The following is a 15,564-nucleotide window of genomic DNA, read 5'->3' on the forward strand; positions in this document are numbered from 1 at the left end:
CCTGCGCCGACACACGGGCACACCAGGGTGCGGCCGCTCGGAGGATCCGGCGGGCCCGGCACGTCCCAACTGGTCGGCGCAGCAGGCAAACCGAGCCTTGACCATGGCGTGAGAGACGTGTAGACATCACTTCACCGAGAAATGTTTACGTAAACATCCGCATGGATGTCCGCGTGGACTTCGGCCCCCTCAAGCACAGCGCCTCCACGATGTCCGGTGTCTCCATCCGGCCGGGGCCCTGCACAACGCCGGACCAACAGGAGTACCCATGACGGCCGTTACGCCGATCACGACCGGACGCCGTCCACCAGCCCGAGGGTCCCGCGGCCGGCGTGTCCGCAGAGGCAGGCGCGGGCAGGTCGGCTGGGTGTTCGTAGGGCCCTTCATGGCCGTGTTCGCCCTGGTGTTCCTGGCTCCGATCATCTACTCGCTGTATCTGAGCTTCTTCCGGGACCAGTTGGTGGGCGGGACGTCGTTCGTCGGCCTGGAGAACTTCCAGCGGGCCTTCGAGGACGAGCAGTTCTGGGCGGCCGTGAGCCGGGTGGCGCTCTTCCTGGTGGTGCAGGTCCCCATCATGCTCGGTCTCGCCCTGCTCGTCGCCCTGGCCCTGGACAGCGGCCGGATCTACGGCAAGAGCTTCTTCCGGATAGCCGTCTTCCTGCCGTACGCCGTGCCCGCCGTCGTCGCCACCCTGATGTGGGGCTTCATCTACGGCACCCGCTTCGGGCTGGTGGGCAACTTCAACGACGCCTTCGGTGTGACCCTGCCCGACCCGCTCTCCCCGTCCCTGGTGCTGGCGAGCATCGGCAACATCGTCACCTGGGAGTTCATCGGCTACAACATGCTGATCTTCTACTCGGCGCTGCGGGTCGTCCCCAAGTCCCTCTACGAGGCAGCCGAGATCGACGGAGCGGGCCAGTGGCGGATCATCACCGCGGTCAAGATCCCCGCGATCCGCGGTGCGCTGGTGATCGCGACGATCTTCTCGGTGATCGGCAGCTTCCAGCTGTTCAACGAGCCCAGCATCCTGCAGAAGCTGGCGCCCAACGCGATCACGACCTACTTCACGCCCAACTTCTACACCTACACGCTGTCCTTCTCCGGACGCCAGCAGAACTACGCGGCGACGGTCTCCCTCGTCATGGGAGTCGTCACGATGATCATCGCCTACGCGGTCCAGCTGCGCGGCATGCGAAAGGAGGCGTGAACGATGAGCGCCCCCTCCTTCACCGCCGAGCAGACGCCCCGGCGTACCACCCACCGCGCCCCCGCGCCCCGTCGCGGCTCCCGCGCCCGCCACTCGCCGGACAGGCCCCGCCGCAGCGTGCTGCTCACGGTGCTCATGGGCGTGACGGCGCTCTACGCGCTCATGCCGCTGGCCTGGCTCGTCATCAACGCCACCAAGACGCAGAAGGGGCTCTTCGGCTCCTTCGGCCTCTGGTTCAGCGGTGACTTCGCCCTCTGGGACAACATCTCCCAGACGCTCACCTACGACGACGGCATCTTCGTCCGCTGGTTCCTCAACACCCTGCTGTACGTCGTCGCCGGCGCCGGCGGTGCCACCTTCCTCGCCGTCCTCGGCGGCTACGGGCTGGCCAAGTTCGACTTCACCGGCAAGCGCGCCGTCTTCGCCGTGGTCATCGGCGCCGTGGCCGTGCCCGCCACCGCGCTGGCGGTCCCCACCTTCCTCATGTTCAGCAAGATGGGGCTCACCAACACGCCGTGGGCCGTCATCATCCCCTCGCTGATCTCACCGTTCGGGCTCTACCTCATGTGGGTGTTCGCCGCAGAGGCCGTCCCCACCGAGCTCCTCGAAGCGGCCAGGATGGACGGATCCGGCGAGCTGCGGACGTTCTTCCGCGTCGCGCTCCCGCTGCTGGGCCCCGGCATCGTCACGGTCCTGCTCTTCACCATGGTGCAGACCTGGAACAACTACTTCCTGCCGCTGATCATGATCAAGAACCCGGACTGGTACCCGCTGACCCTGGGGCTGAACGCCTGGAACGAACAGGCGTCCACCGCCGGCGGCCAGCCGGTCTTCAACCTCGTCATCACGGGTTCGCTCCTGACCATCGTGCCGCTGGTCATCGCCTTCCTGCTGCTCCAGCGCTACTGGCAGTCCGGCCTGGCGGCGGGAAGCGTCAAGGGATGACCCCTTCCCCGGCCCTGCCGGCCACCCCAACTCCGCGCCCCGGGACCGGTCATCCACGGCCCCCCACCGGCGCGGCGCCCCACCCCTCGCCGGCCACGCACCCCCGTGCGGCCGTCCGACGGTTCCCGCACCACCCTCACCACAACGGAGTGAAGCAATTATGAGAACCATGACCAGACGCGCGATGCGTGGCGTCGGCCTGCTGTGCGCGGCCGCGCTGAGCCTCACCGCGTGCGGGTCCTCCGACGGCGACGCCGGCTCATCGGACAAGACGGTATCCGGAGGTGACCTGCGGGCGGCCCTCAAGAAGGGCGGTTCCATCACGGTGTGGGCGTGGGAACCGACGCTGAAGCAGGTGGTCAGCGACTTCGAGAAGGAGTACCCGAAGGTCAAGGTGAAGCTGGTCAACGCCGGTACCGGCAACGACCAGTACACCGCCCTGCAGAACGCCGTACAGGCCGGGTCCGGGGTGCCGGACGTCGCGCAGGTCGAGTACTACGCCGTCGGACAGTTCGCCCTCGGCAAGTCCCTCGAGGACCTCAGCCGGTACGGCGCGGGAGAGTTCAAGGCCGACTACTCGCCGGGCCCGTGGAACGCGGTCGCCGTCGACGACGCCGTGTACGCGCTGCCCATGGACTCCGGCCCGATGGCGCTCTTCTACAACAAGAAGGTGCTGGACAAGCACCAGATCGCCGTCCCCACCACCTGGGACGAGTACCTCGAGGCGGCCCGTGCCCTGCACGCCGCCGACCCCAAGGCCTACATAGCCAACGACACCGGCGACGCCGGGTTCACCACCAGCCTGATCTGGCAGGCCGGCGGGACCCCGTTCAAGAACCGCGACACCGACGTGACGGTCGACCTCACCGCCGACAAGGGTGTCCTCGCCTACACCAAGGTCTGGCAGAAGCTGATCGACGAGAAGCTCCTGGCACCCGTCACCAACTGGAGTGACGAGTGGTACAAGGGCCTCGCGGACGGCACCATCGCCACCCTCGCCACCGGCGCGTGGATGCCCGCCAACTTCGTCTCGGGCGTCGAGTCGGCCTCGGGTGACTGGCGTGCCGCGGCGCTCCCGCAGTGGGAGAAGGGCGGCGAGGTCAGCTCCGAGAACGGCGGCAGCGCCCTCGCCGTGATGAAGGACGGCAAGAACAAGGACCTGGCGTACGCGTTCAACGAGTACGCCAACCACTCCGACGGCGTCCAGGCACGCCTGGAGGGCGGCGCCTTCCCCGCGACCACCGCCGACCTGTCCTCCCCGTCGTTCCTCGACACCACCTTCCCGTACTTCGGCGGCCAGAAGGCGAACGAGATCTTCGCCCGGTCCGCCAGCCAGGTACCGGAGGACTGGTCCTACCTGCCGTTCCAGGTGTACGCGAACTCCGTCTTCAACGACTCCGTGGGCAAGGCGTACGTCTCCGACACCACGCTGGCCGACGGCCTGAAGGAATGGCAGAAGGCCGCCGTCGCCTACGGCAACGACCAGGGCTTCAGCGTCAACAAGTGACCTCCAGCCGCTGAACCGGCACGGGGCGGCCGCCCGCCGACGGGCGGCCGCCCCCTGCCGCACTCGCACCCCGTATCCGAAAGGATCATCATGACCCCCGCCTCCGAGCGCCACTGGCTGCGCCCGCCCTCCGACGACCGCCCCGCGCGCTTCGCCTACGGGGCCGACTACAACCCGGAGCAGTGGCCGCGCGAGGTGTGGAAGGAAGACGTCCGGCTGATGCGGGAGGCCGGGGTCACCGTCGTCTCCGTCGCCATCTTCTCCTGGGCGCGCCTCCAGCCGGCCGAGGACCGGTGGGACTTCGAGTGGCTGGACGAGGTGCTCGACCTGCTCCACGCCGGCGGAATCGCGGTGGACCTCGCCACCGCCACGGCCTCGCCGCCCCCCTGGCTCACCACCCTGCACCCGGAGATCCTGCCGGTCACCCGCACCGGGGAGACCCTCTCCCAGGGCGCGCGCCAGCACTGGCGGCCCACCTCGCCCGTCTTCCGCAGACACGCCCTGCGGCTGGTCGAGGCCATGGCCACCCGGTACGCGGACCACCCCGCCGTGGTCGCCTGGCACATCTCCAACGAGCTCGGCTGCCACAACATCTACGACTACTCCGACGACGCCGCCCAGGCCTTCCGCGACTGGCTGCGCGCCCGCTACACCACCCTGGAGGAGCTCAACCGGGCCTGGGCCACCTCCTTCTGGTCGCAGCACTACGGGGACTGGGCACAGATCCAGCCGCCGCGCCTGGCCGCGAGCCACGCCAACCCGACCCAGCAGCTCGACTTCAAGCGCTTCTCCTCCGACGCGCTGAAGGACTACCTCCGCGCCGAACGCGAGATCCTGCGCCGCGTCACCCCCGAGATCCCGGCCACCACCAACTTCATGGTGATGAGCGGGACGAAGGGCATGCATTACCCTGACTGGGCCGCGGAGATCGACTTCGTCTCCAACGACCACTACGCGCACCCCGGCCCGCAGCGCCTGGACGAGCTGTCCTTCTCCGCCTCGCTCACCCACTCCATCGCCGGGGGCGCGCCCTGGTTCCTGATGGAGCACTCGACGAGCGCGGTCAACTGGCAGCCCGTCAACGTCGCCAAGCGCGAGGGCGAACTCGCCCGTGACTCCCTGGTGCACGTCGCCCACGGGGCCGACGCGGTCTGCTTCTTCCAGTGGCGCCAGTCCGCCGCGGGCGCCGAGAAGCACCACTCCGCGATGGTGCCCCACGCCGGCCCGGACAGCGAGCTGTTCCGCGCGGTGACCGCCCTCGGCCGGACCCTGGAGGCCCTCACCCCGGTGACCGGCTCCGTACGGCAGCCCGCTCGGGCGGCGCTGGTGTTCGACTGGGAGTCCTGGTGGGCCGTCGAACGCGACTCCCAGCCCTCCTCGCTGGTGCGCTACCGGCAGGAGGCGCTCGACTGGTACTCCGCCTTCCTCGCCCTGGGCGTCCGGGTGGACGTCGTCACCACCGCGACCGACCTCACCGGGTACGACTTCGTCGCGGCCCCCCTCCTCCACGTCGTCCCGCAGGCGCTCGCCGCCCGGCTCGAGACGTATGTGAACGGCGGCGGCCACCTCGCCACCACCTACTACTCCGGGATCGTCGACGAGAACGACCACGTCCACCTCGGCGGCTACCCGGGGGCGCTGCGCGATCTGCTGGGCATCCGCATCGAGGAGTTCGGCCCCCTGCTGGAGGACGAGGAGGTGCGGCTCGACAACGGTCTGACCGGCACCCTGTGGTCCGACCGGATCGACCTGACCGATCCCGAGGTCACGGTCCCGGCACGCTACGCGAGCGGGGACCAGGCGGGACGCCCCGCCATCACCCGGCGTGCCCTGCCCGGGGGCGGGTCCGCCGCGTACGTCTCCACCCGGCTGGGCCGCCACGGACTGCCCGAGGTGCTGCGGTCCCTGCTGTCCGGTGCCGGCGTGACCGCCGAGCTGCCCGCCGAGGCGCGGGGGAGGGCCGAGCTGACCGTACGGACCGACGGCACCCACGCGTACTGGTTCCTCGTCAACCGTACGGACGAGCCGGTGGAGTTCGGCCCCGTCGACGGAGAGATCCTCACCGGGCCCTCGCCCGAGGCCGGCGGCCTGGTCCTTCCCCCGCGTGGCGTCGCGGTGCTCCGCGTCGCCTCCGGGAGCACGCCCTTCCGCCAGGGCGCCGCGTAGCGCCGTGTGCCCCGTGGGACGGGTCCGTCCCACGGGGCACGGGCGGTTCAGCCGGGGGCGGTGAACCGGTGCGTGCCCGACCCCGCCGAGAACACGGCACACCCCTCGTCCAGCCGGAGGAAGACCGCGGGGCCCCGGCCCGCGCTCCGTTCGTCGCCGCCCGGCACCCACACCTCGGCGGTCGTGTTCGCCGGCAGGACGACCTGGAGGGCGAAGCCGTCCGCGTCCTTGCGCCAGCTCGTGGCGACCGGTCCGTACCGTGAGTCGAACCGGCCCCCGGCCCGCGTCACCCCGCCGCCCGGTCGCGGGCGCACGACGATCTTCCGGAAGCCGGGCGCCCCGGGGGCGATGCCCGCGATGTTCGCGTACATCCACTCGCCGACCGAGCCGTACGCGTAGTGGTTGAAGGAGTTCATCCCGGCGTCCTGGAAGCTGCCGTCCGGCCGGATCGAGTCCCAGCGCTCCCACATCGTCGTGGCGCCCCGGTCGATCTGGTAGCCCCAGCTCGGGAACGTCCGCCGGGTGAGCAACCGGTAGGCGACATCCGTGTGGCCGGTGTCCGTGAGCACGGGCAGGAGCCGCGGGGTGCCGAGGAACCCGGTCGACAGATGCCAGTCCTTCGCCTCGATGAGCGCGACCAGCCGGTCGGCCGCCGGAGCCCGGTCGGTCTCCGCCAGCAGCCCCATGGACAGCGCCAGCACATAGGCCGTCTGCGTGTCGCCCTTCACCCGCCCGCCGTCCGAGACGTACGCCGCGCGGAAGGCGTCGCGCACCCGGCCGAAGAGCGTCCGGTACGGAGCCGGATCCTTGTCCAGCACCTCGGCCGTCCGCGCCACGAGGTCCGCGCTGTGGGCGAAGTAGGCCGTGGCGATGACGTCCTTGGGCGTCTCGTCCTCGATGTTGAGCCAGTCGCCGAACCCGTCGGCGGGGCGCAGCAGCCCGGTGCTGTGCGCCTCCAGATAGGCCAGCCACCGGGTCATCGAGGTCCAGGACTGCTCCAGCACCCGTACGTCGCCGTAGGCCTGGTACAGGGCCCACGGCACGGTCACCCCGGCGTCGCCCCAGCCCGCCGCCCCGTTCCCGACGCCCGGGAGGTCCGGGGCGACGTGGGTGAAGGCGCCGTCCGGCGTCTGGGCGTCGCGTAGGTCCTGGAGCCACTTGGTGAGGAAGCGCGCGGACTCCATGGTGTACGCGGCGGTGGGGGCGAACACGTTGATGTCACCGGTCCAGCCGAGCCGTTCGTCGCGGGCCGGGGTGTCCGTCGGGATGGACAGGAAGTTCCCGCGCTGCCCCCAGGTGATGTTGCTGTGCAGCTGGTCGAGCATGGGGACATCGGTGGTGAAGTCCATGGTGAACGGCGCCGAGGTGTGGATGACCCGGCCCACGACCGCGTCACGGCCCGGTGTGCCGGGGTAGCCCGTCACCTCGACGTAGCGGAAGCCGTGGAAGGTGAAGCGCGGCTCGTAGGTCTCCCTGCCGCCACCCCTGAGCGTGTACGTGTCCGTGGCGCGGGCGGTGCGCAGATTGGCCGTGTAGATCGTGCCGTCCGGGTTCAGCACCTCGGCGTGCCGCAGCCGCACCGTCGTACCGGCGGGCCCGGACACGGTGAGGCGGGGGGTTCCCACCATGTTCTGCCCGAGGTCGAACACGAAGACACCGGGCTCCGGTTCGGTCACCTCACGGGCCGTCAGCTCGCGCTCCACACGGCAGGCGCCGTCCACCTCGGCGACCGGCGTCGCCGTCACCCCGTCCACCCGGTCGGCGGGGAGCCAGCCGGCCGCGTCGAAGCCGGCGCGCGTCCATCCGTCGGTCTCCAGCCGGGCGTCGTACTCCTCGCCCGCCATGAGGTCGGCACCGGTGACCGGCCCCGCAGCGGTCAGCCAGTCGCTCCCCGACACCACGCGCTCGGTCGACCCGTCGGTGTACGTGACCTCCAACTGGGCCAGCACGGCGGGCCGTTCACCGTACTGATGGGATCCGAACCAGGCGATGTTCCCCGCGTACCACCCGGCCGCGAGGGTGATCCCGAGCGCGTTGGGGCCCTTGGCCAGCAGTCCGGTCACGTCGTACGTCTGGTACTGGACCCGCTGGTGGTAGTCCGTCCAGCCGGGGGCGAGACGGTCCTCGCCGACGCGCTCGCCGTTGAGGGACACCTCGTACAGGCCGAGGGCCGTCGAGTACAGCCTGGCCCGCGCGACGCGCTTGCGGCCCAGCCGGAACTCCCGGCGCAGCTGGGTCGCGGGGGAGTGCGCGACCTCCACCCTGCCCCAGGGGCCGGAGCCCCAGCGGGCGAGGGCCTTCGCGGCGGGCCAGGCGGAGTCGTCGTAGGTGACGGAGTGCCAGTCCTCCGGCGGTTCCACGTCGGTGGCCCGCCAGCCCGCGTCGGTGACCACCGTGGTGGTGCCGTCCGCCGTCGTCAGCTCCAGCGCCCCGAGCAGCCCGGCGGGTCCGCTGACGGCGTTCGTCGCGGATACGGCGATCACCTGGGGGCCAGGGGTGAGCCGGTCCGTCACATCCACCAGGACGGGGCGCTTCCAGTTCTCGGCCGGGCCGTCGGCCTCCGTGTGCGCCACCCGCACGCCGTTGACCCGGGCGGTGAACCCGTCGTCGGCGCTCATGACCAGACGGGCGCGGGTGACACCCTCCGGGACCTCCACCCGGCCGCGGAACCACCGGGTGGCGGCCGGCGCCTCGACGGTGGGGTCGCCCTCGGGGAACCAGATCCAGGAGGCGTCCTCCAGGGCAGGTGCGCCGGTCAGCGCGGCCGGCGACGCGATCCACCCGGCCGACCAGTCGGAGGCGTCCAGGAGTCCGGTCTCCCACCAGGACGGTTCGCTCCACGCGGAGGCCCGGCCGTCCGCGTCCCAGACCCGCACGGACCAGAAGTAGCGGGTGCGGGACGTCTGCGGCGGACCGCCGTACGGAACCAGCACGGACTGCGAGGAGTCGACCCGGCCGCTGTCCCACACGTCGGGTGCGCCGAGCCGGTCGGGGGCGGTGGCCACGCGCACCTGGTAGGCGGTCTGGACCATGCCCGGGCTCTCCGAGGCGACGGGCCAGCTCAGTCGGGGACGCGGGGTGTCCAGGCCCAGCGGACGGCGCACGTACTCGACGGTCGGCCCGGTGACGCGGGCCCGGCCGGCGGCCGTCGGCGCCGGTCCGTCCGCGGCGGTGGCGGGCGAGGACACGGCGGCGAGCGCGGCGGTGGCGGCGGTGGTGCTGAGCAGTCGTCTTCTGCTGATCACAACGCGGGCTCCGTAACGAGTTGGGATGAATCGTTTCAGTTCGGCTGAAGCTAGGGTTCTGACCGTGCCCTGTCAAGAGTTCTCGCGCGATCGCGCCTTCCCTGGCGCGGTGCTCATGAGGCTGTGGTGTGTGGCATTGACGGCTTTGCGGGGGCGGGTCTATCTTCGCTCGCAGGAGGAGTTGAAACCTTTCATGCGCTGGGCCGAATGGGCCTGCCCCGGCGTGGATCGTTGCGCTGTCCGGCTGACGCGGCTCAGGCTCGCCGGAGATGTGGACGAAAGGTCAGGTGTTCGCACGTCGCGGGCCCGAGAGGTCCGCGATCCGCTCCTCCACCCAAGGGAGAACGCATGCGCCTGCGCGCCCGCTGGGCACCAGCCGCTCTACTGCTGATCGCCCCGCTGATCGGCACCACCACGGCCACGGCGGACACCGGCGAGGTCCTCGTGCCGGTCGAGAAGTCGGCCCGGGCCGTGCCCGGTCAGTACATCGTCACCCTCTCGCCCGAGCAGAAGCCGGCCGCCATGGCCGAACAGCTCGGGGTCAGCACCCTCTTCACGTACAGCAAGGTCCTGCACGGCTTCGCGGCCTCACTGACGGCCGCGCAGCTCCAGGAGGTGCGCGGCGCGGCAGGCGTCCAGGCGGTCGAGGAGAACAGCGAGGCGTCCGTCTCGCCACCCGCCGCCACGACGGCGGGCAGGAAGCGGGCCGCGGCCGGGAGCTGGGGGCAGGACCGCATCGACCAGCGGAATCTGCCGCTGGACGGTACGTACGACGCGGACGGCACCGGCCAGGGGGTGACCGCGTACATCCTGGACACCGGCATCGAGGCCGCCCACAGCGAGTTGGGCGGCCGGGTCGGCGCCGGCTACGACGCGATCGGTGACGGCCGCAACGGCGAGGACTGCAACGGCCACGGCACGCACGTGGCCGGGACCGTGGCCGGCGCCACGTACGGAGTGGCCCCCGCGGCCTCGCTCGTACCGGTGCGGGTGCTCGACTGCGAGGGCTCGGGCACCTGGGCCGGGATCATCGCCGGGCTCGACTGGATCGCCCAGAACGCCGAGCAGCCGGCGGTCGTCAACGCCTCCCTCGGCGGACCCGCGTCGTCCGCCGTCGACGACGCGTTCGACGCGCTCGCGGCGGAGGGCACCCTGCCGGTGGTCGCGGCGGGCAACGAGAACCAGGACGCCTGTGACGTCTCGCCGGCGCGCGCCGACGGCGTGCTCGCCGTGGGGGCCAGTGACGACCAGGACCGGCAGGCGACCTTCAGCAACTGGGGCACCTGTGTCCAGCTGTACGCCCCGGGCGTGGACATCGTCTCCGCGAAGCTCGGCGGCGGTTCGACGACCCTGAGCGGTACGTCCATGGCCAGCCCGCACGTCGCCGGTGCGGCGGTCCTCTACAAGGAGCAGAACCCGGACGCGACGCCGCAGCAGGTCGCCGACGCGCTCGCCGAGGAGGCCACCCCGGACGTCCTGACGGGCCTGGGCACCGGCTCGCCCGACCGGCTCCTGTACACCGGCGGTCTCTGACCTCCGGCCGGCTCCGAAGGAGCGGGGTCCGCGTCCTGCGGGCCCCGCTCCTTCGCTGTGCCGGGGGAACGCGGAGCAGGGACTTTCGTCCGGCTTGCGTCGGAACGCAAAATCTTACGTACAGACGGGCCGGTCGCCCGCGTGCCGCATCCGCGCATCTCTTCGTCCAAGTGCCCTTTGCGGGGCGAGGCTTGTGTGACCCGCGCACCGCCTCGTCCCGTTCCGGTTTCTGTCGCAACCGTGGACGCTCTCGCATTTCTCTGCAACTCTCTGACCGCTAAGCGCAAAACTCAGCTCAGTGTGTGCAGAAACAAGTGCCGCAGGGCTGTTCCGACAGAGCCGCGCCCTCGGCGTGTCCCGCGCCGAGGCCGAAGATCGGGGACTTATGAGAGCCCAACGCTGGAGATGGCGGACCCTTTCCGCCATGGTCGCCACCAGTCTTCTGATGATCGGATGGCCGTCGCTCACCGCCGCGGCGGCCGACGGTCCCAACATCGCCGCAGGCCGGGCCGCGGCGGCGAGCAGCGCAGGTGACGCGTACGGCGCCAGGAACGTGACCGACGGCAATCAGGCCACGTACTGGGAGGGCTCCGGCGGCACCCTGCCGCAGTGGGTCCAGACCGACCTCGGCTCCGCCGAACGGGTCGACGAGGTGACGCTGAAGCTCCCCGCCGGCTGGGAGAGCCGGCAGCAGACCCTCTCGCTCCAGGGGAGCGCCGACGGCACCAGCTTCTCGACGCTGAAGTCCTCGGCGGCGTACACCTTCAGCCCCGGTGCGTCCAACGAGGTGAGGATCTCCTTCCCGGCCACGCGGACCCGCTTCGTGCGGGTGGACATCACGGCGAACACGGGGTGGCGGAACGCCCAGCTCTCCGAGCTGGAGGTCCGGACGGCCGGGGAGTCGTCGGTGAACCTCGCCGCCGGCAGGACGCTCAAGGCGAGCAGCTACACCGAGACCTACGTGGCCGCCCACGGCAACGACGGCAACCGGGCCAGCTACTGGGAGAGTAAGAACAACGCGCTCCCGCAGTGGATCCAGGCGGACCTCGGCTCCTCGGTCCGCGTCGACCGCGTCGTGCTCCGGCTGCCCGACGGCTGGGAGCAGCGCACCCAGACGCTGAAGATCCAGGGGAGCGCCGACGGCACGCAGTTCAGTGACCTGACGGCCTCCAAGGCGTACACCTTCGGGCCCGCGAGCGGGCAGTCGACGACGATCTCCTTCGACGCGGTCACCACCCGCCATGTGCGGGTGCTCGTCACCGCCAACTCCGTCCAGCCGGCCGCCCAGCTCTCGGAGCTGGAGATCTACGGCCCCGCGACCGGCGACACCCAGGCGCCGACCGCTCCCTCCGGCCTGGCGTTCACCGAGCCGTCCACCGGGCAGGTAAAGCTGACCTGGAAGGCGTCCTCCGACGACACCGGTGTCACGGGCTACGACGTCTACGCGGACAACACCCTGCTGACGAGCGTGGCGGGAGACGTCACCACGTTCACCGACACCCGTCCCGCGGGTGAGAGCGTGTCCTACTTCGTGCGTGCCAGGGACGCGGCGGGCAACGAGTCGGGCAACAGCAACACCGTCACCCGCAAGGGCGACACGGGTGACACCCAGGCGCCGACCGCCCCCTCCGGCCTGGCCTTCACCGAGCCGTCGGCGGGCCAGATCAAGCTGACGTGGCAGGCATCCTCCGACGACAAGGGGGTCACCGGCTACGACGTCTACGCCGACAACGTGCTCCGCAAGAGCGTGGCCGGAACCGTCACCACCTGGACCGACACCCAGCCCGCCGGTGCCACCGTCAGCTACGTGGTCCGGGCCAGGGACGCAGCGGGCAACATATCCGGCGCCAGCAACACCGTGACGCGCAACGGATCCACGGCCGCCGCCTCCAACCTCGCCGTCTCCAAGCCGATCACCGCCTCGTCCGTGGTCCACACGTTCGTCGCGGCCAACGCCAACGACAACTCCCTCACGACGTACTGGGAAGGGGCCGGCGGCAGCTACCCGAACACCCTGACCGTGGCGCTCGGCGCCAACGCCGACACCGAGAGCGTCGTCGTCAAGCTCAACCCCGACAGCAGTTGGGGGGCGCGCACCCAGAACATCCAGGTGCTCGGGCGGGAGCAGAACGCCACCGCGTTCACGAGCCTGGCCGCCGCCAGGAACTACGCGTTCGACCCGGCCACCGGCAACACGGTGACGATCCCGGTCACGGCACGGGTGGCCGACGTCCAGCTGAAGTTCACCTCCAACACCGGGTCCGGCGCCGGCCAGGTCGCCGAGTTCCAGGTCCTGGGCACTCCCGCCCCCAACCCGAACCTCCAGGTCACGGCGGTCACCGCATCGCCGGCGGCGCCGGTGGAGTCGGACTCCATCACCCTGTCGGCGACCGTACGCAACACGGGCGCGCTGGCCTCTCCCGCCGGCAAGCTCGACTTCGAGCTCGGCGGGTCCAAGGCCGCCACCGCCTCGGTGGGCGCACTCGCCGCCGGTGCCTCCGCCCAGGTCACCGCAAGCATCGGATCACGCGACGCGGGCAGCTACACGCTGGGTGCGGTCGTCGACCCGGCGGGCGAGATCATCGAGGAGAACGAGACCGACAACCGCTACACCAGCGGCACCCCGCTGGTCGTCAAGCCGGTCTCCAGCTCCGACCTCGTCGCGAGCGCGGTCACGACCTCCCCGTCGTCCCCGTCGCAGGGCGACACGGTGACCTTCTCCGTCGCCGTGAAGAACCAGGGGTCGGTCGCCTCGGCCGCCGGCGGCCACGGCATCACCCTCAGCCTGATCGACTCCAAGGGCGCCACGGTGAAGACCCTCACCGGTTCCCACAACGGCGCCATCGCGGCGGGCTCCACGACGGCGCCCGTCTCCCTCGGCACCTGGACGGCGGCCGACGGCTCGTACACGGTGAAGGTCGTGCTCGCCGACGACGCCAACGAACTGCCGGTGAAGCGCGGGAACAACACCACCACCGAACCGTTCTTCGTCGGACGCGGCGCCGACATGCCGTACGACATGTACGAGGCCGAGGACGGCGTCACCGGTGGCGGTGCGAAGGTCGTCGGCCCGAACAGGACCGTCGGCGACATCGCGGGCGAGGCGTCCGGCCGCAAGGCCGTCACCCTCGACAGCACCGGCAACTACGTCGAGTTCACGACCAGAGCGCCCACCAACACCCTGGTCACCCGCTTCTCCATCCCGGACTCCGCGGGCGGCGGCGGCATCGACTCGAAGCTGAACGTCTACGTCGACGGCACCTTCCTCAAGGCCATCGACCTCACCTCGAAGTACGCCTGGCTGTACGGGAACGAGACCGGCCCCGGCAACGACCCCGGCTCGGGTGCGCCCCGGCACATCTACGACGAGGCGAACCTCATGCTGGGGAAGAACGTCCCGGCGGGCAGCAGGATCCGGCTGCAGAAGGACGCGGCCAACACCAGCACCTACGCGATCGACTTCGTCAGCCTGGAGCAGGTCGCGCAGAAGGCCAACCCCGACCCCGCGCGCTACACCGTGCCCGCCGGCTTCACCCACCAGGACGTCCAGAACGCCCTGGACAAGGTCCGGATGGACACCACGGGGACCCTCGTGGGGGTCTACCTCCCGGCCGGTGACTACTCCACGGCCAGCAAGTTCCAGGTCTACGGCAAGGCCGTGAAGGTCGTCGGCGCGGGGCCCTGGTTCACCCGGTTCCACGCCCCTTCGACGCAGGACAACACCGACATCGGATTCCGGGCGGAGGCGAGCGCGAAGGGCTCCTCCTTCTCGGACTTCGCGTACTTCGGCAACTACACGTCCCGCATCGACGGGCCCGGAAAGGTGTTCGACTTCTCGAACGTCTCCGACATCGTGATCGACAACATCTGGAACGAACACATGGTGTGCCTCTACTGGGGCGCCAACACCGACAACGTCACCATCAAGAACTCCCGGATCCGCGACATGTTCGCCGACGGCATCAACATGACCAACGGATCCACGGACAACCATGTGACCAACAACGAGGCACGGGCCACCGGGGACGACAGCTTCGCGCTGTTCTCGGCGATCGACGCCGGCGGCGCCGACATGAAGAACAACGTGTACGAGAACCTCACCTCCCTCCTCACCTGGCGGGCCGCGGGCGTGGCGGTGTACGGCGGCTACGACAACACCTTCCGCAACATCCGTATCGCCGACACCCTGGTGTACTCCGGGATCACGGTCAGCTCGCTGGACTTCGGCTACCCGATGAACGGATTCGGGACCGGTCCCACGACGATCGAGAACGTGTCGGTCGTACGCGCGGGCGGGCACTTCTGGGGAACGCAGACCTTCCCGGGGATCTGGCTGTTCTCCGCCTCGAAGGTCTTCCAGGGCATCCGGATCTCGCACGTGGACATCGTCGACCCCACGTACAGCGGGATCATGTTCCAGACGAACTACGTGGGAGGACAGCCGCAGTTCCCCATCAAGGACACGGTGCTCACCGACATCACGATCTCCGGCGCGCGCAAGAGCGGTGACGCGTTCGACGCGAAGTCCGGCTTCGGGCTCTGGGCCAACGAGATGCCGGAGGCGGGCCAGGGCCCCGCGGTCGGTGAAGTCACCTTCAACGGGCTGAAGTTCAGCGGCAACGCCCAGGACGTCAGGAACACCACCTCCACCTTCAAGATCAACATCAATCCGTAGGAGGGCGGAGCGGTGTGCCGAGGGGTGCTTCCCGGGTCCGAAACGGCCCGGGAGGCGCCCCTCGGCGCGTAACGGCTTGCAGTGAGCAGTCCGTCTCTTGCGGGCCTCCGCTGTCCGGTCTGCGGCCTACCTGGGGGTGCTCCCGGGGCGCGAGGGGGTGTCCGGGCGGGGTGTGGGCCTGCTCCTGCCTGGCCCCTCACATGCGGAGTGCTGTCAAACATTTACGAAAACTGCGCGAGATATTGCGCTCGCATGTCGCCGGTGGTTGAGTATGCCGCGCCCCGGC

Annotated in this window: 7 protein-coding genes; 6 read left to right on the top strand and 1 reads right to left on the bottom strand. The window is 70.3% G+C overall.

Features of this window, described 5'->3' with window-relative positions:
* Positions 1-268 precede the first annotated feature (268 nt).
* From ACZ607_RS12290 to ACZ607_RS12305, 4 genes are all read left to right on the top strand, one after another.
* Positions 269-1,207: a carbohydrate ABC transporter permease gene (locus ACZ607_RS12290; RefSeq protein ID WP_469734437.1), complete on the top strand. Its 939-nt coding sequence runs from the start codon at positions 269-271 to the stop codon at positions 1,205-1,207.
* 3 nt (positions 1,208-1,210) lie between these two features.
* Positions 1,211-2,152: a carbohydrate ABC transporter permease gene (locus ACZ607_RS12295; protein WP_469734439.1), complete on the top strand. Its 942-nt coding sequence runs from the start codon at positions 1,211-1,213 to the stop codon at positions 2,150-2,152.
* A 160-nt stretch (positions 2,153-2,312) separates the two neighbouring features.
* Complete coding sequence (locus tag ACZ607_RS12300; RefSeq protein ID WP_469734441.1) at positions 2,313-3,659, top strand: ABC transporter substrate-binding protein; 1,347 nt, start codon at positions 2,313-2,315, stop codon at positions 3,657-3,659.
* A 90-nt stretch (positions 3,660-3,749) separates the two neighbouring features.
* Positions 3,750-5,825, top strand: a complete 2,076-nt coding sequence (locus ACZ607_RS12305) for a beta-galactosidase (protein ID WP_469734442.1) — start codon at positions 3,750-3,752, stop codon at positions 5,823-5,825.
* Positions 5,826-5,872: 47 nt separating this feature from the next.
* On the opposite strand, the gene ACZ607_RS12310 is transcribed toward ACZ607_RS12305, so the two are convergent.
* Positions 5,873-9,070, bottom strand: a complete 3,198-nt coding sequence (locus ACZ607_RS12310) for an alpha-L-rhamnosidase (protein WP_469734444.1) — start codon at positions 9,068-9,070, stop codon at positions 5,873-5,875.
* A gap of 348 nt (positions 9,071-9,418) precedes the next feature.
* Here ACZ607_RS12310 and ACZ607_RS12315 point away from each other — a divergent pair, with 348 nt between their 5' ends.
* Entirely contained in the window at positions 9,419-10,603 is a 1,185-nt protein-coding gene (locus ACZ607_RS12315) for a S8 family peptidase (RefSeq protein ID WP_469734446.1), read from the top strand.
* A 385-nt stretch (positions 10,604-10,988) separates the two neighbouring features.
* Positions 10,989-15,278, top strand: coding sequence for a discoidin domain-containing protein (locus tag ACZ607_RS12320; protein WP_469734448.1), 4,290 nt, complete (start codon positions 10,989-10,991; stop codon positions 15,276-15,278).
* Positions 15,279-15,564 lie beyond the last annotated feature (286 nt).

The organism is Streptomyces sp. NPDC104381 (genome assembly GCF_055583745.1).